Genomic DNA, 19,261 nt, shown 5'->3' on the forward strand with positions numbered 1-19,261 from the left:
ACGCGCAGGAGCGCCATTCCTGCGCCGGCAAGAGAGGTGAAGAGGGATGGCGAAGCATAATGTCCACGCGTCTGTGAAGAATGAAAAGCTTGTAGCGATCCGCCGTGAACAAATGATTAAAGGGGCGGTTCAGCTTTTTAAGCAAAAGGGGTTTCACCGGACGACGACGAGGGAAATTGCAAAAGCGGCCGGGTTCAGCATCGGCACGCTCTATGAATATATCCGTACAAAGGACGATGTTTTGTATCTTGTGTGCGACAGTATCTATGAAAATGTAAAAATGCGGCTTGAGCAAGCGTTAAGCATGGAGAAGGTAAGCGTGGGAAGCTTGCGTCTTGCGATAGCCAACTACTTTAAGGTTATGGATGAGCTGCAGGAAGAGGTGCTCATCATGTATCAAGAGGTAAGCTCTTTGTCAAAGGAGTCTGTTCCATACGTATTGAAGAAGGAGCTTGAAATGGTGGAGCTGTTTGAAGACATCCTGCATCAATGCGTAGAGAACGAGGAAATCGTATTAACAAGCGAAGAAATAGGGGTTATCGCTCACAATATTTTTGTGCAGGGGCAAATGTGGGGCTTCCGCCGCTGGGTTATGCAGAAGCTGTATACGCTCGAGGAGTATACGGAGCTGCAGACGAATTATTTGCTGCACGGCATGCATATGAAGAAATAGGGGGATGGAGAGATGGCAGTGATTGATGTATATCGTCCAAAGCATAAGGTGCGTTTTGTGACAGCTTCCAGCTTATTCGACGGTCATGATGCTTCTATTAATATCATGAGACGAATTTTGCAGGCAAGCGGCGCAGAGGTTATTCACCTCGGGCATAACCGTTCCGTGGAAGAAATCGTAAATGCAGCAATTCAAGAGGATGTGCAAGGGATTGCGATATCCTCCTACCAAGGCGGTCACGTAGAGTACTTTAAATATATGTGCGATTTATTAAAAGAAAAAGGTGCTGATCATATCCGCATTTACGGCGGCGGGGGCGGCGTTATCATTCCTCGTGAAATCGATGAGCTGCATGAATACGGCATTGCGAAAGTCTTCTCTCCGGAAGACGGGCGCCGTTTGGGGTTGCAGGGCATGATTAATGAAATGCTGAAGGAATGCGATTTCCCGACGGCAGGAGACTTAACGAAGGAGCTTGAAAAAACAGAGCAGCTCGATACAAACACAATCGCAAAGCTGATTACGCTTGCGGAGCAAAGTATCGGCAAAGGAAACGAGATTTTTAAGTCTCTTTCTGATCGCGTAAAGGAAGTTGCGCTGGTTCTTGGCATTACGGGAACAGGCGGCGCCGGAAAAAGCTCTTTAACAGATGAGATTATTCGCCGTTTCTTGCATGAATTCAAAGAAATGAAAATTGCGGTCATTTCCATCGATCCGACAAAGCAAAAAACGGGGGGCGCATTGCTTGGAGACCGCATCCGCATGAACGCAATTAATTCTCCGCGCGTGTACATGCGAAGCCTGGCGACGCGTGAATCACGCTCCGAGCTGTCTCTTGCGATTCAAGATGCAATTACAGTTGTAAAAGCGGCAGGCTTTGACTTAATTATCGTGGAAACGAGCGGAATCGGGCAAGGTGATGCCGGCATTACAGAGTACAGCGACATGAGTATGTATGTCATGACGAGCGAATTCGGTGCGCCGACACAGCTTGAAAAGATTGATATGATTGATTACGCTGACCTGATCGTCATCAATAAGTTTGAGCGCAAAGGCTCTGAAGATGCGCTTCGCCAAGTGCAAAAGCAATATCAGCGCAGTCATATGCTATTTGAGCTGCCGCTTGAAGAAATGCCTGTATACGGCACAATTGCAAGCCAGTTCAATGATGCCGGCACAAACACTGTGTTCTTGAAATTAGTAGAATTAATGAATCAAAAGGCACAAAAGAACCTGGAGCCGCAAACGATTAAGGCAGGGAAAGTCGAGAAGCAGCATGTAATCATCCCGAATGACCGTCGCTATTATTTGCGTGAAATCTCCGATGCGGTACGCAGCTATCACAAAAGTACAGAGCAGCAAGCAAAAACAGCAGAGCGTCTTTTCCAAATTGAAGGTGCAGTAGAAGCAATCAAAGAGCAAGGAGCGGATTTACAGGCTATCGAAACGTTAGAATCAGTTAAACGCAGCTACGGAAATGTCCTGTCTCCGCAAGCGAAGCTGATTCTTGATACGTGGGATACAGTAAAAGAACAATATGCTGCCGATGAGTTTGTCACAAAGATTCGTGACAAGGAGATCCGCACACAGCTGAAAACAAAAACGCTGTCCGGTACGGAAATTCCGAAGGTTATGCTTCCAAAGTACAGCAACTACGGCGAAATTCTGCGCTGGGTGCGCAAAGAAAACGTACCTGGACAATTCCCGTATACTGCCGGCGTATTCCCGTTCAAGCGTTCCGACGAAGATCCGAAGCGCCAGTTTGCAGGAGAAGGAACACCGGAGCGCACGAACCGCCGCTTCCATTACCTATGTAAAGATGATCATGCGAAGCGCTTAAGCACAGCGTTCGACTCCGTAACTTTATACGGGGAAGATCCGTCCTACCGCCCGGACATTTTCGGAAAAATCGGCGAGAGCGGCGTAAACGTATGTACGCTCGATGACATGAAAAAGCTGTACGGCGGCTTTGACCTATGTTCTCCTTCTACATCCGTATCCATGACAATTAACGGTCCGGCACCAATCATCCTGGCGATGTTCATGAACACGGCAATTGCGCAGCAGGTTGAAAAGACTGAAAAAGAGCTAGGTCGTACGCTGACAGCAGAAGAATATGAGCAAGTAACAGCGAAAACATTACAAACAGTACGCGGAACAGTACAGGCGGATATTTTAAAAGAAGATCAAGGACAAAACACGTGCATCTTCTCTACGGAATTTGCGTTGCGTTTAATGGGTGATATTCAGGCGTACTTTATCCAAAGTAAAGTAAGAAATTATTATTCTGTATCCATTTCCGGCTATCACATTGCCGAAGCGGGAGCGAATCCGATTTCTCAGCTTGCTTTCACGCTTGCGAACGGATTTACGTATGTAGAGTACTACTTGAGCCGCGGCATGAACATCGATGATTTTGCACCGAACCTATCCTTCTTCTTCAGCAACGGCTTGGATGCGGAGTACTCCGTAATCGGACGCGTAGCAAGACGCATTTGGTCTATTGTGATGAAGGAAAAGTACGGAGCGAATGATCGCAGCCAAAAGCTGAAGTACCACGTGCAAACATCCGGACGCTCCTTGCATGCGCAGGAAATCGCATTCAATGATATTCGTACAACACTGCAAGCGCTTATGGCTCTTCATGATAACTGTAACTCTCTTCATACGAACGCTTATGATGAGGCAATTACAACACCGACTGAGGAATCCGTACGCCGTGCCATGGCAATTCAGTTGATTATTACAAAAGAGCATGGCTTAACGAAGAATGAAAATCCGCTGCAAGGTTCCTTCATTATTGAGGAATTAACAGATCTTGTAGAAGAAATGGTATTACAGGAGTTCGATCGCATGAATGATCGCGGCGGTGTGCTTGGTGCGATGGAAACACAATACCAGCGCGGAAAAATTCAAGATGAATCCATGCATTATGAAATGCAAAAGCATACAGGCGAGCTGCCGATTATCGGAGTAAACACATATTTAAACCCGAACCCGGCATCCGAGGAAGAGGTCAACAATATGGAAATCGCCCGTGCTTCCTACGAAGAGAAAGAAACGCAGATTATTAATTTACAAGCATTCCAGGATGCGCATAAAGGTAAGACAGAAGAGGCACTGAAGCGCCTCCAGCAGACTGCCATTTCTGGCGGAAATATCTTTGCGGAGCTTATGGAAACGGTCAAAGCAGCGAGTCTCGGCCAAATTACAAGAGCATTATACGAAGTAGGCGGCCAGTATCGCCGCAACATGTAGGGAAGTCATATTTGATTAACTGCGCCCTAACACATGACTCCCGTGTGTTAGGGCGTTTTATTCTTACATATTGTGTTTCTGGGGATGTTAATAACAAATGTTTGTGCTAAAATTAATTTTGTGGAAATAGATGGAAGTGGGGGCGTGTGGTTAAGAAAATGAAGTAAAATTCATACGTCAGCACGGGCTTGTCATTGGGGTTTTTTCCAAATAAGAAACAAGAGATACAAATTCCTCAAACCTTTCACTTTAGTGGATAGTTCAATTCCCCCTTTTTTTGTAGCATAATTCATGATGAATTGTTTATAATGAATAGTATGTATTTTTTTGTACAGGCCTTATAATAATAGAGGATTATTTTGAGAGAAAGGAAGTGCCTCGCCCGTGAATTTAGAGCAATATTCACCAGAAGAGTTAAAAGAAATGTCCATGATCGAGCTTGCTTACTCCATTATGGAAGGGAAAAGGCAAGCAATCGCGTTTGCGGAACTTGTACAGGAAATCTCCGGAACGCTTAGCTTATCCCAAGACGAGGTAGCGACAAGACTGGCTCAATTTTATACAGATCTGAACATCGACGGGCGCTTCATTAGTATTGGGGAAAATCGTTGGGGACTGCGCAGCTGGTATCCGTACGAACAAATTGATGAGGAAATACTGCCTCAAGCAAAACCTAAGAAGAAGCGCAAACAGGATGAAGAAGAATTTGATGAGTTCGTAGCGGAAGATGAAGAATACGATGAGTTAGATGAAGATGTAGATGTAGATGAATTAGATGAAGATGAGTTAGATGAAGAAGAGTTGGAAGACGACGAGCTTCTGGATGAAGAAGAGTTGGAAGAGCTAGACGATGACGAGGATTTCGTGGACGAAGATGAAGCGGAATACGATGAAGTCGAAGAAGAGGATGAACTATAAGCCTTGACTTTTCTATAGAGTCTATGTAGAATCATTTTTGGGCTCTTTAAAAAAGGATAACAATTACGTTTTATATAAAAAGAAAATAGCTCCCTATCATAGTTTAGGGGGCTATTTTCTTTTTTTGTTTAGAAATGCAAAAAAGTCTAACAATAAAACATATGGGCTGCTCCTTACATACGTTGCAAACAGCAACGTTTTATATAGGCTCTTAGCGTCCGTTCGAGCTTCTCTAGCAGAATGCCGCGGATTATTGGAGCGGAAACAAAACGACCGAAGGGAGAATTTTCATGACTAAGTATATTTTCGTAACAGGCGGTGTTGTATCGTCTTTAGGAAAGGGCATCACAGCAGCATCTTTAGGGAGATTATTAAAAAATCGCGGAATGAACGTAACGATTCAAAAATTTGATCCGTATATCAACGTAGACCCGGGAACAATGAGCCCGTATCAGCACGGAGAAGTATTCGTAACAGATGACGGTGCAGAAACAGATCTTGACCTTGGTCACTATGAGCGTTTCATCGACATTAACTTAAACAAGTACAGCAACGTAACGACTGGTAAAGTATACTCGTCTGTCCTGCAAAAAGAGCGCCGCGGTGACTACTTAGGCGGAACTGTACAGGTTATTCCGCACATTACGAATGAGATTAAAGAGCGCGTATTCCGTGCAGGGCGCGAGACAAACGCGGATGTTATTATTACGGAAATCGGCGGAACAGTAGGGGATATTGAATCTCTTCCTTTCCTTGAAGCGATTCGTCAAATTAAGAGCGATATCGGTCGCGACAACGTTATGTACATTCACTGTACGTTAATTCCTTACATTAAAGCAGCAGGCGAAATGAAAACGAAGCCGACGCAGCACAGCGTGAAAGAGCTTCGCAGCTTAGGCATTCAGCCAAACATTATCGTAGTTCGTACAGAATTGCCTGTTTCACAAGATATGAAGGACAAGCTTGCGTTATTCTGTGATATCGATCCGAAGGCAGTTATTGAGGCTCGTGATGCAGATACACTATATGCAGTGCCATTATCTCTGCAAGAGCAAAAAATGGACCAAATCGTATGCGAGCATTTGAAATTGGATTGCACGCCTGCTGATATGGAAGAGTGGAAAGCATTGGTACAAAAAGTGCGCAATCTGTCCAAGAAAACGAAAATTGCTTTAGTAGGAAAATATGTTGAGCTTCAAGATGCATACATTTCCGTGGTAGAAGCACTTCGTCATGCAGGTTATACGTTCGATGCAGACGTTGAAATCAAATGGGTCAATGCTGAGCATGTAACACCTGAAAACGTGAAGGAGTTAGTAGGCGATGTAGACGGCATCCTTGTACCAGGCGGCTTTGGTGATCGCGGCGTAGAAGGAAAAATTGCAGCGACACAATACGCACGTGAAAATCATGTTCCGTTCCTTGGCATTTGCTTAGGCATGCAATTGGCATCCATTGAATTTGCACGCAACGTATTGGGATTAGAAGGAGCGAACTCCTCTGAAATTAATCCGGATACAAAATATCCGATTATCGACCTTTTACCGGAGCAAAAGGATGTAGAAGACTTGGGCGGTACGCTTCGCCTTGGCTTATATCCATGCAAGCTTGCGGAAGAAACAAAAGCATATCATGCTTACGGCGAGCCTGTAGTATATGAGCGCCATCGTCATCGCTACGAGTTTAACAATCAATTCCGCCAAGATATGGAAAAGGCAGGATTCTTATTCTCCGGAACAAGCCCTGATGGCCGTTTAGTGGAAATTATTGAATTGAAGAACCACCCTTGGTTCGTTGCGTCTCAGTTCCACCCGGAATTCGTATCCCGTCCGACAAGACCGCAGCCGTTGTTCCGTGACTTCGTGCATGCGACTATCATTAATAAAGAAAATAAATAATTAAGAAAAGCGAAGCCGGCTCGTTCAGCTCCGGAAGGCAGAGGTTCTTCCCTCATAAAGGCGCTTTTTGCCTTAATGGGGGAAGGTTCTCTGACAGGAAGAGCTAGCCGGCGGAGCTAGACAACAAGAAAAGCGAAGCCGGCTCGTTCAGGCGCAGCTAGACAAACCTAAATTTTATCATTTCGTACCTTTTGAAAAAGCAGCTCTTATATAAAAGAGCTGCTTTTTGTTTACGATAAAAATTATAAAATTTCGCGGCAATACTTTCCTTTGTTTACAAGCCATGCTGCTCGTAGTATACGATAAACAAACGAATCAACCTGTATGCTTCTTCTTTCTGGTTTACCCTTGCATGAACCGCTACAAAGGTTTGACCGCTTCTGCACGTCGCCGGATGCTCTCTCCCCACTATAAAAGACGGTTTTTTATTCACTTGTATATAAAACAATTGAGCACGGGTTTCTCTCCCGTGCTCAGCGTTTTTTAATATTCAGCTAGAATTTCCTGAGCGGTAAACTTCAGCCCATAATAGGCAAACAAAGCGGTCATGCCGCTCGGAAAGCCGTAGCGTGTGCCGTCTTCATCCGGAATTAAAGCTTTTAGGAGCTTTGTATCAATATGAGCATCTGTAAATTGCTCTAAGGATTCTTCTCCTTCTTTTACGGCCGAAATGCCGACCACCGCATGTCCTTGTGTCTGCAATTCCTTCGCAAGCAGGATCGCTTCTTCGTCTGTGGAAAAGCGGCTGATGAGGATGACCCGGTCAGCCGGTGTTACTTCTTCTATGGCTTCTCGCTTCAACTGCTTCGCTCTCTGCAATGGCTCTGCGCCGTATAACGCTTCAAGCACAACGCCCTGCATCTCCTTCACGCCGTACATATAAATATGGCCGTCTCCTACAAGCGCCTGCGCGAGAAGACGGGCGCTGTCCTCTATGTTCATTTCTTCTTGTTCTGCGATGCGCTTGAAATAGCCGCTCAGCTGTGTGGAAAAAATTTTCAGCACGTTCGTTGCTCCCTTCCATACGTCTCGTAATATTATATAAGATTTTACTTAAAATCTAAAATCAGAAGGTAGCGCATAAAAATAAGAAGATATACAATAAGGAAGAAGCAGGAAAACATTTGTAATGCATAGAAGTAGTTTTGAGGAAAAATATTAGGGAAAATTACATTTTATTGATAGAAAGGCTGGGGGAGAATGGACGAGAAGATTTTGATCGTAGATGATCAGTACGGCATTCGTATCTTACTAAATGAAGTATTTCAAAAAGAGGGCTATCGGACATTTCAAGCGGCAAACGGTTTTCAAGCAATTGATATCGTGCTGAAGGACAAGCCTGATCTCGTCATTTTGGATATGAAAATCCCGGGAATGGACGGCATTGAGATTTTAAAACGCATTAAAGAAATTGACCAAGATATTAAAGTCATTTTAATGACAGCATACGGTGAGCTTGATATGATTCAAGAAGCAAAAGACCTTGGAGCGATTATGCATTTTGCCAAACCGTTTGATATCGACGAAATGCGAACAATAGTGCGCCAAGAGATCGCTGTAAACGCCTAGCGTAAAAATTTTACAAAAAATATTTAGAGAAAGCGTTTCCATAAGGGTTGCGGCAGGTGAATTCAGTTGAGTTTTCTAAGACAAGTTGGTATCCTATGGAGTGTAGAAGAAAGTCCGGTACGATTCGACACATAATTTTTTGTATTTAGTTGAAACTATACGGGAATTTATCGGATGCAAAAAATGTTTTAGGAGGATTCACTATGCCTTTAGTTTCCATGAAAGAAATGCTGAACAAAGCATTAGAAGGTAAGTACGCAGTTGGACAGTTCAACATCAATAACCTAGAGTGGACGCAAGCAATCTTAGCAGCTGCTGAACAAGAGAAGTCTCCAGTTATCCTTGGTGTGTCTGAAGGTGCAGCTCGTCATATGGGCGGCTTCAAGACTACAGTTATGATGGTTAAAGGTTTAATGGAAGATATGAAAATTACAGTTCCAGTGGCAATTCACTTAGACCACGGCTCCAGCTTCGACAAATGTAAAGAAGCAATCGAGGCGGGTTTCACATCTGTTATGATTGACGCTTCTCATCATCCTTTCGAAGAGAACGTAGAAACTACTTTAAAAGTAGTAGAGTATGCACATGCTCGTAACGTGTCTGTAGAAGCAGAATTAGGAACAGTTGGCGGACAAGAGGACGATGTAGTAGCTGAAGGCGTAATTTACGCAGATCCAAACGAGTGCGCTGAGCTTGTGAAACGTACTGGCATCGACTGCTTAGCTCCAGCATTAGGCTCTGTTCATGGTCCTTACAAAGGTGAACCAAACCTAGGCTTTAAAGAAATGGAACAAGTTCGTGACTTAACTGGCGTACCATTAGTATTGCACGGCGGCACTGGTATCCCGACAAAAGATATCGAGCGCTCTATTTCTTTGGGTACATCCAAAATTAACGTAAACACTGAAAATCAAATTGCATTTACACAAGCAGTTCGCGAAGTGTTGAATACAAACAAAGAAGTGTATGACCCACGTAAATATATTGGACCAGGACGCGATGCGATTAAAGCGACAGTAGTCGGCAAAATGCGCGAGTTCGGTTCCAACGGTAAAGCTGAATAAGCGGAACCTTCATCAATTGTATGATTTTTTACAGAAATTATACATTTTGGAAACCGTCTAGTCTTTTAGGCGGTTTCCTTTCGTTGTATAATGAAAGCGGCATCAGCTTACAAAAATAGACAAGGTTCGCAAAAAGTTGGCTATACTGTGGAAAAAGCGGAAAAAATCAGTTGAAATTCAAACAAGGAGGCTTATAAAATGAAATTTTTCATTGATACGGCAAATCTTGAAGAAATTAAAGAAATCAACAGCATGGGAATTATTGCGGGGGTTACGACAAACCCGAGCCTAGTAGCAAAAGAAAAGGGCGTATCATTCCATGACCGTCTGCGTGAAATTACGGCGGAAGTAAAAGGCTCTGTAAGTGCAGAGGTTATTGCATTAAACGCAGAAGAAATGATTGAAGAAGGAAAAGAGCTTGCGGCAATCGCACCAAATATTACGGTTAAGGTTCCGATGACGGAGGATGGTTTAAAAGCAGTTAAGGCATTCAGCGACCTTGGAATTAAAACAAATGTAACATTGATTTTTAACGCAAACCAAGCATTGCTTGCAGCTCGTGCGGGAGCTACATACGTATCTCCTTTTCTTGGACGTTTAGACGATATCGGTCAAGACGGATTAGAATTGGTTGAAACAATTTCTGCTATCTTCCTTCAGCACGACATTAAAACAGAAATCATCGCAGCATCCGTTCGCCATCCTGTTCATGTAACAGAAGCAGCACTTCGCGGCGCTCATATTGCAACGATTCCGTACAAAGTATTCGGACAATTAATGAAGCACCCATTAACAGATAAAGGAATTGAGCAGTTCTTGCAAGACTGGAACAATCGATAGGATGGTGCTGGAAAGGGGACGCGAGATGGAAAAGTTACTCATTGAAGGCGGTAAACCTCTAAGCGGATCTGTTCGCATCAGCGGTGCGAAAAACAGCGCTGTTGCTTTAATTCCTGCAACGATTCTTGCAGAAACTCCCGTTACTATCGGCGGTATTCCCAATATTTCAGATGTAGGTATACTGGGAGATTTGCTGGAGGAAATCGGCGGAGCTGTTACGTATCAAGAGCAAGAAATGACAATTGATCCTTCCAGAATGGTCGACATGCCTTTGCCTAACGGGAAAGTAAAGAAATTGCGGGCTTCTTATTATTTAATGGGCGCGATGCTGGGCCGGTTTAAAAAAGCGGTTATCGGTCTCCCGGGCGGCTGTCATTTAGGACCGCGCCCAATTGATCAGCATATAAAAGGATTTGAGGCGCTCGGTGCGCACGTCACAAATGAACAAGGCGCCATTTATTTACGGGCAGATGAGCTGCGCGGCGCACGCATTTATTTGGATGTTGTAAGCGTAGGAGCGACGATCAACATCATGCTTGCAGCTGTACGTGCAAAAGGAAGGACCGTCATTGAGAATGCGGCGAAGGAGCCGGAAATTATTGATGTGGCAACACTGCTTTCGAGTATGGGCGCGCGTATTAAAGGCGCCGGTACGGACGTGATCCGCATCGATGGCGTAGACTCCCTGAAGGGCTGTTATCACTCTATTATTCCAGATCGCATTGAAGCAGGAACGTACATGATTTTAGCGGCTGCGGCAGGGGAAAAGATTACCATTGATAATGTAATCCCGCAGCACTTGGAATCTGTAACGGCGAAGCTTCGTGAGATGGGCGTGCAAATTGAAACGAACGATGACCAAATGGTAGTGACAGGCGGCAGCAACTTGAAGACTGTAGATGTGAAAACGCTCGTGCATCCCGGCTTTGCAACGGATCTGCAGCAGCCGTTCACATCGCTTTTGACAAAAGCGAATGGGACAGGGGTAGTGACAGATACCATTTATGGTGCGCGTTTTAAGCACATTGATGAGCTGAGACGCATGAATGCAAATGTTAAGGTAGAAGGCCGTTCTGCTATTGTAACGGGTCCTATTGAACTGAACGGTGCGAAAGTAAAGGCAAGCGACCTTCGTGCCGGTGCAGCGCTCGTCATTGCAGGACTCATGGCACAAGGAACGACCGAGGTAACTGGCTTGGAACATATTGATAGAGGATATGAAGATTTAGAAGAAAAGCTGCGCGGTCTCGGCGCGCGTATTTGGCGGGAAAAGCTTACCCAGAAAGAAATCGAACAAATACAAAGCTCGTAATTTACAGAAGAAGGAGAGGTATTATTATGGAGAGAAGTTTATCTATGGAACTGGTTCGTGTAACAGAAGCGGCGGCTTTATCGTCTGCGCGCTGGATGGGGCGCGGCAAAAAGGATGAAGCAGATGAGGCGGCAACATCAGCTATGCGCGATGTGTTTGATACGATTCCGATGAAGGGAACTGTAGTAATCGGCGAGGGCGAGATGGATGAAGCTCCGATGCTGTACATTGGAGAAAAGCTTGGAACAGGATACGGTCCGCGCGTTGACGTGGCGGTCGATCCGCTTGAAGGAACAAATATCGTCTCATCAGGCGGCTGGAATGCTCTTGCGGTCTTGGCCGTGGCAGACCATGGCAACCTGCTTCATGCCCCTGATATGTATATGGACAAAATTGCAGTCGGTCCGGAAGCTGTAGGAATGGTGGACATCAATGCATCGATTCTTGACAATCTCCGTGCGGTAGCAAAAGCAAAAGGAAAAGATATAGAAGATGTTGTTGCTACTATATTGAACCGTCCGCGCCATGCTCATATCATTGAAGAAATCAGAAAAGCCGGCGCGCGCATTAAGCTTATTAACGATGGCGATGTAGCAGGCGCTATCAACACAGCTTTCGACCATACCGGTGTAGATATCTTGTTCGGTTCCGGCGGTGCGCCGGAGGGCGTATTGTCTGCCGTAGCGCTGAAATGCCTTGGAGGAGAGCTGCAAGGTAAACTTCTTCCGCAAAACGAAGAGGAATTGAACCGATGCAAAGCTATGGGAATTGACGATGTAAACAGAATTCTTCGCATGGAAGATTTAGTGCGCGGCGATGATGCGATTTTTGCAGCAACGGGCGTAACAGATGGCGAGCTTCTGCGCGGCGTACAATTCAAAGGCACAGTCGGCACAACGCAATCAGTTGTTATGAGAGCGAAATCAGGAACGGTTCGTTTCATCGATGGCCGTCACAGCTTGCATAAGAAACCAAATCTAGTGATGAAATAATAGAATAGGCGAAGGCGTTTTGCCTTCGCTCCTTCTTATATATGTTCTGCACTCCTATTCAAACAATCATCATATATTTTCACATTAACAGCAGGATTTACGCAAACAGTGATTGATTAAATGTGGAAAAAGAGGTTACAATAGTGAATATTATTCTACATGTACTCACTCTTTCATAATACCTTCCGTTTTTTCCTTTCTATCCATAAAAAAAAGAGAATAAATTAAAGCGTGGTGTCCCAATGAGTTTAACAATTTCTACATTAGAAAATATGAAATTAAAAGAGCTGTATGAACATGCGAAAGAGTTTAAAATTTCCTATTACAGCAAATTGACAAAAAAAGAATTGGTTTTTGCTATTTTGAAAGCACAAGCAGAGAAAGAAGGATTTTTCTTCATGGAAGGCGTTCTTGAAATCATCCAATCTGAAGGATTTGGATTCTTGCGCCCAATCAACTACTCCCCAAGTTCGGAAGACATTTATATTTCCGCATCGCAAATTCGCCGATTTGACTTGAGAAATGGAGACAAAGTATCAGGAAAAGTACGTCCTCCAAAAGAGAACGAGCGTTATTTTGGACTGTTACAGGTAGAGGCAGTGAATGGAGACAATCCGGAGTCCGCGAAAGAACGCGTGCATTTTCCAGCATTAACACCACTATATCCGGATCGTCAAATGAAGCTCGAGACCGAGCCTAAAAACCTATCCACTCGCATTATGGATTTAGTTGCGCCGGTCGGCTTTGGACAGCGCGGTCTTATCGTAGCGCCGCCAAAAGCGGGTAAAACGATGCTGTTAAAAGAAATCGCGCACAGCATTACAACGAATCATCCGGAAGCGGAATTGATCGTGCTTTTAATTGATGAGCGCCCGGAAGAAGTGACAGACATCGAACGCTCCGTCGCAGGAGACGTAGTAAGCTCTACATTCGATGAAGTGCCTGAGAACCATATCAAAGTAGCGGAGCTTGTGCTCGAACGCGCTATGCGCCTTGTAGAGCATAAGAAGGACGTTATCATTCTTATGGACAGCATTACACGTTTGGCGCGTGCGTATAACCTTGTGATTCCGCCGAGCGGACGCACCTTGTCCGGCGGTATCGACCCTGCTGCCTTCCACCGTCCGAAGCGCTTCTTCGGTGCGGCCCGCAACATTGAAGAAGGCGGCAGCTTAACGATTTTAGCAACCGCTCTTGTAGATACAGGCTCCCGTATGGATGATGTAATCTACGAAGAGTTCAAAGGAACAGGCAACATGGAGCTTCATTTAGACCGCTCCTTAGCAGAGCGCCGTATCTTCCCGGCAATTGACATTCGCCGCTCCGGTACGCGCAAAGAAGATTTGCTGATCCCAAAAGAGCACTTAGACAAGCTTTGGGTCATCCGCAAAACAATGACAGATACGCCGGACTTCACAGACCGTCTGCTGCGTACGCTGCGCAATACAAAATCAAACGAAGAATTTTTCCAAATGATTACCCAAGAGCAAAAAGGCGTAGTCACGATGAAATAAAGAAAAGCGGAGCCGGCTCGTTCAGCTCCGGAAGGCAGAGGTTCTCTCCCCAAAAAGGCGCTTTTTGCCTTTATGGGGGGAGGTTCTCTGACAGGAGGAGCTAGCCGGCGGAGCTGGACATGAAGAAAAGCGGAGCCGGCTCGTTCAGGTGCAGAACCAGAGGTTCTCTCCCCAAAAAGGCGCTTTTTGCCTTTATCCCGCTCTAAGCGTCCGTAACAGGATTGCTTAGACAAGATGAACAAACGGACGCTAAGAGCCCGATTGATTCAACTAACATCCGTGGAGGAAAAATCATCTCCACGGATGAAGTTTCATCTTATGGTGGCAGCACCTAGCCGGAGGAGCTGGACACCAAGAAAAGCGGAGCCGATTCCAGCACAAAAAATAAACGAAAAAGAAAAGTAAATAATGCTAAAAATAGGTAGTTGCAAAATGCATCCTACCTTGTTATAATTTCATCATGTGTGTTTCATCGTTAGACTATGCTGCTATAGCATTTGATGAAAAACTCTGTTTCTAAAATGATTCAGGGCGGAAGGAGATGAAAAGAATGAAACAAGGAATTCATCCAGATTATAAGAAGGTTGTTTTCATGGATACTAACACAGGATTCAAGTTCTTAAGCGGATCTACTAAGTATTCTGCAGAAACAATCGAATGGGAAGACGGCAACACTTATCCGCTGCTTAAAGTGGAGATCAGCTCCGATTCTCACCCATTCTACACAGGACGTCAGAAATTCGCTACTGCGGATGGACGTGTTGATCGTTTCAACAAAAAATACGGCATTAAGTAATAGCTACGTTCCTAATGATATAATGGAAATAAAGCAGGCAAGCAGAGCTTGCCTGCTTTTTTTTTTTTTGAAAAAAATTTATAAAATTCCGCGCTCTTTCCATTCCTTTTATTCGCAGTATGCACAAGCCTATGTGCTTAGTAAAAAGACACAGAGGAGCGGGTTTAACCGTTACTATATATGAGTGAATGATCATTTCGACATTTTCATGTGCTATGTGCAACCAAAAGGGAGTATGGTATACTTCTTCTCTCTTTATCCTTGCATGAACCACTACAAAGGTTTGACCGCTTCTGCACGTCGCCGGATGATCTCTCCACTATAAAAGACGGTTTTTTTATTCACTTGTATATATATTCTGCAGGTGCTCTACGCCCATTTAAAAAGGATTGGACGGTTTTTTCTTACGATTTCGCTTCTTGCTTTTAAAACGAGGAGGCATTTTTTATGTACTTAATGAACCGAAATGGCTGGGTCGAGGTCATTTGCGGCAGCATGTTCTCTGGTAAATCAGAAGAGCTGATTCGCCGCGTGCGCCGTACGCAATTTGCGAAGCAACACGCAGTTGTGTTCAAGCCCAGTATTGATAAACGATACAGTGAAGAAGATGTAGTATCCCATAACGGTGCAAAGGTGACGGCTGTTCCGGTTACATCTTCAGCCGAAATATTGGATTGCGTAACAGAAGAACTAGATGTCATTGCAATAGATGAAGTGCAATTTTTTGATGAGGACATTGTGGAAGTGGTGCAAACCCTCGCAAACCGCGGCTATCGAGTGATTACAGCCGGTTTAGACCAAGATTTTCGCGGTCTACCATTTGGACAAGTTCCTCAGCTTATGGCTATTGCCGAACACGTAACGAAGCTGCAAGCCGTATGCTCAGTATGCGGGGCGCCGGCAAGCCGTACGCAGCGCTTGATTGATGGAGAGCCGGCATCTTTTGATGACCCGATTATTTTAGTCGGCGCATCCGAATCGTATGAACCGCGCTGCCGTCATTGTCATATTGTACCGAGAGAAGTAAAGTGCAATCAGGATTAAAACTCGCTGGAAAAGCGGGTTTTTTTCACAGAAGGAAACGGGGGAAAAAGATGCGGCTTTCGCTGCTGCATCTTGCTTTTCCTTCTTTACACAAGCTATACTATTTAAAGACTTAGGATGTTGAGGTGAGTGACGTGTTAGATCGTTTGCAGGCTGTAGAAGACCGTTACGAGAAACTGAACGAGCTTTTGAGCGATCCTGCTGTAGTAAATGATCCGAAGAAGCTTCGTGAGTATTCGAAGGAGCAGTCCGATATTCAAGAGACAGTACAAGTATATCGTGAGTATAAAATTGTACGCGATCAATTGAAGGATGCAAAAGCAATGCTTGAAGAGAAATTGGACGCAGATATGCGCGATATGGTAAAGGAAGAGATCTCTGAGCTCGAAGCACAAGAACGAGATCTTTCCGAGCGCCTGAAGGTATTATTGATTCCGAAGGATCCGAATGATGACAAAAACGTTATCATTGAGATTCGCGGCGCTGCCGGCGGAGACGAAGCAGCGTTATTTGCAGGCGACTTATACCGCATGTACAGCCGTTACGCGGAAGTGCAGGGCTGGAAATCTGAGGTTATTGAGGCAAGCTCAACAGGGCTTGGCGGCTTTAAAGAAATTATCTTTATGATTAACGGTACAGGCGCATATTCCAAAATGAAGTTCGAAAATGGAGCGCACCGCGTACAGCGCGTACCGGAAACAGAATCAGGCGGACGTATTCATACATCTACAGCGACTGTTGCGGTATTGCCGGAAGCAGAAGAGGTAGAAGTGGATATTCATGAAAAGGATATTCGCGTGGATACTTTCGCATCCAGCGGCCCGGGCGGACAAAGCGTTAACACGACGATGTCTGCGGTTCGTTTGACGCATATGCCGACAGGCGTTGTTGTATCATGCCAGGACGAAAAGTCCCAAATCAAAAACAAAGAAAAAGCAATGAAAGTATTACGTGCCCGCGTTTACGATAAGTTCCAGCAGGAAGCGCAAGCGGAATATGATCAAAACCGTAAGCAAGCGGTAGGAACAGGCGACCGTTCCGAGCGTATCCGTACGTATAACTTCCCGCAAAACCGTGTGACAGACCATCGAATCGGCTTGACGATTCAAAAGCTTGATCAAATTCTGCAAGGCAAGCTTGATGAATTCATCAACGCTTTAATCATGGAGGATCAAGCGAAGAAGATGGAGGCCGCGGAATAATGCGCGTGTACGAAGCCCTTAAATGGGCTTCTTCTTTTTTGCGGGAAAAAGGACGCGAGGAAAATGCGGGAGATATGCTGCTTCTTCATATTCTGCAGACAAACAGAACGGGGCTCCTCATGAGAATGCGTGATGAACTGACCATAGAACAGGCTGCTGCCTTTCGTGAAATGGTAGAACGTCACGGCGAAGGTGTACCGATTCAATACATGACCGGCTATGAAATCTTTTACGGCCGGACGTTTCACGTCAATGGGGAGGTTTTGATTCCTCGCCCGGAAACAGAAGAGCTTATCCTTGGCGTGCTTGAACGCATATCCCATAAGTTTGGTTCGCAAGCCTTGGAGGTTGCAGATATCGGAACGGGAAGCGGCGCTATTGCGATTACCTTGGCGCTGGAAAATGAAAATCTTTCTGTTTCTACTGTAGATATCGCGCAGGAGTCCATTGAAGTGGCGAAAGAAAATGCACAAAGGCTAGGTGCTCGTGTTGCATTTTATCATGGAGATCTTCTGCAGCCGTTTATTGAAAGCGGAAAGAAGCTTGATATTGTTGTGTCCAATCCTCCTTACATTCCATATGAAGAGTGGGAAGGTCTGTCTCCGGTCGTAAAGGAGCATGAGCCTGTACGCGCATTGGTGGGCGGAGAGGATGGCTTGGACTTTTACCGCCGCTTTATGATTGAATTGCCGCAAGTGCTGAAGGAAAAAGCAATTGTCGCATTTGAATACGGTGCAGGCCAAGGAGAGGCAATCAAAGCCATGCTTGAAGAAACATTCCCTCATGCAGCCGTAGAAATCGTTTTTGACATCAACGGCAAGGACCGCATGGTATTCGCCCAGATGTAAAATGCCCTTTGCGAAACAAAGGGCTCTTTTTTTAATACTATATATAACTGACTTATAGATTCGTCATAAAATTGAAATTTGGATAGTAGATGTGTGAATTTGGATAGTAAATGGTCCGAATCGGATAGTAAATGCATCATTTTGGATAATAAACGGTGCAATTTGAGAGATGAAGCGTTGAAGAAACGAGCCAGCTTCGCTTTTCTGTATGTCTATATATGAATGATTTATGATTTCGACATTTCAATGTGCTGTGTATAGAGGCATTGGCGCTTTCTTCCTATCTATGGTTTACCCTTGCATGGACCACTGCAAGGGTTTGACCGCTTCCGCACGTCGCCGAATGCTCTCGCCCCACTGTAAAAAGACGGTTTTTTTATTCAGTTGTATATAGCTCCGCTTTTCTTAACAATTTTCTAGATTGCTAGTTTAGAAAACAGAAAATATGCCTACACTGTTTTACTGAAGGGGCGGTGTGGGAGAATGAAAAAGCAAGTTATCGCATTTTTAATTTTATTGGTAATCGGCGCGCAGCTTACAGCGCATTTTGGATATACAAAAGCAGAAGCAAAGGTCATTCCGAATGAGGCGATTCGCCTTCGCATTTTGGCAAACAGCGATTCCGAGAAGGATCAAGCATTAAAGCGCAAGGTGCGTGATCAAGTGAAAGCGCAAATTGATACATGGGTAGCGGATTTAACTTCCATCGACGATGCGCGCCTCATCATTCAGAGCCGCATCCCGGAGCTTGAACAAACCGTAGCGCAAGTGTTAAAGGAAGAAGGAAGCAAGCAAAGCTATAAAGTAGAGTTTGGCAAGCACATCAAATTTCCGACAAAGCTGTACGGCAATTTTCTATATCCGGCAGGAGAGTACGAAGCAGTGTTAGTAACGCTTGGGAAAGGCGAAGGCGCAAACTGGTGGTGCGTGCTGTTCCCTCCGCTTTGCTTTTTAGACTTCTCAAGCGGCACAGCGGTTCGCAAGGAAGAAAAAGTGGCGAAAGCAGAAACGGTTAAAAAAGAAAATACAAAACCAGAAAAATCTACGGAAGAGATTGTGGATAAAAAAGAAACACCTTCTGTGGAAAGAATTGTGGATAAAAAAGAAAAGCCTGTGGTGAAAAAAGCAGTTGCAAAAGCAAAAGAAGCGGCACGCATCGCTAAAGAAGAAAAGCTGATGAAGGAATTAGAAGCAACCTCGGCGGAAAAGAAAGCAAAAGTAGAAGTGAAGGAAGTAAAAGAAGAGGAAGAAGTAAAGGTAAAGTTTTTCTTTGCAGAAGTCGTTGCCGCTTTATTTTCTAAATAAGTTCTAAGCGGACGTCTCTTTTCATATC

16 protein-coding genes are annotated in these 19,261 nt (G+C 44.7%); 15 read left to right on the plus strand and 1 reads right to left on the minus strand.

Annotation, left to right across the window (positions count from 1 at the left end):
- The first annotated feature begins 46 nt into the window (after positions 1 to 46).
- From H540_RS0110635 to H540_RS0110650, 4 genes are all read left to right on the plus strand, one after another.
- A complete protein-coding gene (locus tag H540_RS0110635) occupies positions 47 to 673 on the plus strand; it encodes a TetR/AcrR family transcriptional regulator (RefSeq protein WP_028400629.1) in 627 nt (208 codons plus the stop codon).
- Positions 674 to 691: 18 nt separating this feature from the next.
- Positions 692 to 3,931 carry a fused isobutyryl-CoA mutase/GTPase IcmF gene (icmF, locus tag H540_RS0110640; RefSeq protein WP_155891005.1) on the plus strand — a complete coding sequence of 1,080 codons (3,240 nt, stop codon included), beginning with the start codon at positions 692 to 694 and terminating at the stop codon, positions 3,929 to 3,931.
- A 384-nt stretch (positions 3,932 to 4,315) separates the two neighbouring features.
- Positions 4,316 to 4,849, plus strand: a complete 534-nt coding sequence (gene rpoE / locus H540_RS0110645) for a DNA-directed RNA polymerase subunit delta (RefSeq protein WP_028400631.1) — start codon at positions 4,316 to 4,318, stop codon at positions 4,847 to 4,849.
- 290 nt (positions 4,850 to 5,139) lie between these two features.
- Positions 5,140 to 6,747 (plus strand): CTP synthase, encoded by a 1,608-nt coding sequence (locus tag H540_RS0110650; RefSeq protein WP_028400632.1) that lies wholly within the window; start codon positions 5,140 to 5,142, stop codon positions 6,745 to 6,747.
- Between the two features lie 483 nt (positions 6,748 to 7,230).
- Here H540_RS0110650 and H540_RS0110655 read toward each other — a convergent pair whose 3' ends face one another.
- The gene (locus H540_RS0110655; RefSeq protein WP_028400633.1) at positions 7,231 to 7,752 is read right to left on the minus strand and encodes a DUF2529 domain-containing protein; all 522 of its coding nucleotides are present in this window, start codon (positions 7,750 to 7,752) and stop codon (positions 7,231 to 7,233) included.
- Between the two features lie 195 nt (positions 7,753 to 7,947).
- Here H540_RS0110655 and H540_RS0110660 point away from each other — a divergent pair, with 195 nt between their 5' ends.
- The 11 genes from H540_RS0110660 to spoIIR all read left to right on the plus strand — a co-directional run bounded on the left by H540_RS0110660 (position 7,948) and on the right by spoIIR (position 19,233).
- Positions 7,948 to 8,316, plus strand: coding sequence for a response regulator (locus H540_RS0110660; RefSeq protein WP_028400634.1), 369 nt, complete (start codon positions 7,948 to 7,950; stop codon positions 8,314 to 8,316).
- A 203-nt stretch (positions 8,317 to 8,519) separates the two neighbouring features.
- Positions 8,520 to 9,380 carry a class II fructose-bisphosphate aldolase gene (locus H540_RS0110665; protein ID WP_028400635.1) on the plus strand — a complete coding sequence of 287 codons (861 nt, stop codon included), beginning with the start codon at positions 8,520 to 8,522 and terminating at the stop codon, positions 9,378 to 9,380.
- A gap of 198 nt (positions 9,381 to 9,578) precedes the next feature.
- Positions 9,579 to 10,220: a fructose-6-phosphate aldolase gene (fsa, locus tag H540_RS0110670; RefSeq protein WP_028400636.1), complete on the plus strand. Its 642-nt coding sequence runs from the start codon at positions 9,579 to 9,581 to the stop codon at positions 10,218 to 10,220.
- Positions 10,221 to 10,245: 25 nt separating this feature from the next.
- A complete protein-coding gene (locus H540_RS0110675; protein ID WP_028400637.1) occupies positions 10,246 to 11,532 on the plus strand; it encodes a UDP-N-acetylglucosamine 1-carboxyvinyltransferase in 1,287 nt (428 codons plus the stop codon).
- A gap of 26 nt (positions 11,533 to 11,558) precedes the next feature.
- A complete protein-coding gene (glpX, locus tag H540_RS0110680) occupies positions 11,559 to 12,524 on the plus strand; it encodes a class II fructose-bisphosphatase (RefSeq protein ID WP_028400638.1) in 966 nt (321 codons plus the stop codon).
- Positions 12,525 to 12,766: 242 nt separating this feature from the next.
- On the plus strand, positions 12,767 to 14,038 hold the full coding sequence (gene rho, locus H540_RS0110685; RefSeq protein ID WP_028400639.1) for a transcription termination factor Rho: 1,272 nt from the start codon (positions 12,767 to 12,769) through the stop codon (positions 14,036 to 14,038).
- A 550-nt stretch (positions 14,039 to 14,588) separates the two neighbouring features.
- The gene (locus H540_RS0110690; RefSeq protein WP_028400640.1) at positions 14,589 to 14,834 is read left to right on the plus strand and encodes a type B 50S ribosomal protein L31; all 246 of its coding nucleotides are present in this window, start codon (positions 14,589 to 14,591) and stop codon (positions 14,832 to 14,834) included.
- A 447-nt stretch (positions 14,835 to 15,281) separates the two neighbouring features.
- Complete coding sequence (locus H540_RS0110695; protein WP_028400641.1) at positions 15,282 to 15,878, plus strand: thymidine kinase; 597 nt, start codon at positions 15,282 to 15,284, stop codon at positions 15,876 to 15,878.
- A 134-nt stretch (positions 15,879 to 16,012) separates the two neighbouring features.
- On the plus strand, positions 16,013 to 17,080 hold the full coding sequence (gene prfA, locus H540_RS0110700) for a peptide chain release factor 1 (protein ID WP_028400642.1): 1,068 nt from the start codon (positions 16,013 to 16,015) through the stop codon (positions 17,078 to 17,080).
- The gene (gene prmC / locus H540_RS0110705; RefSeq protein ID WP_028400643.1) at positions 17,080 to 17,928 is read left to right on the plus strand and encodes a peptide chain release factor N(5)-glutamine methyltransferase; all 849 of its coding nucleotides are present in this window, start codon (positions 17,080 to 17,082) and stop codon (positions 17,926 to 17,928) included. The genes prfA and prmC overlap by 1 nt, the downstream gene beginning before the upstream one ends.
- Before the next feature lie 483 nt (positions 17,929 to 18,411).
- On the plus strand, positions 18,412 to 19,233 hold the full coding sequence (gene spoIIR, locus H540_RS0110710) for a stage II sporulation protein R (protein WP_028400644.1): 822 nt from the start codon (positions 18,412 to 18,414) through the stop codon (positions 19,231 to 19,233).
- Positions 19,234 to 19,261 lie beyond the last annotated feature (28 nt).

It is taken from the genome of Ectobacillus panaciterrae DSM 19096 (genome assembly GCF_000430785.1).
GTDB classification, from domain to species: Bacteria; Bacillota; Bacilli; order Bacillales; family Bacillaceae_G; genus Ectobacillus; species Ectobacillus panaciterrae.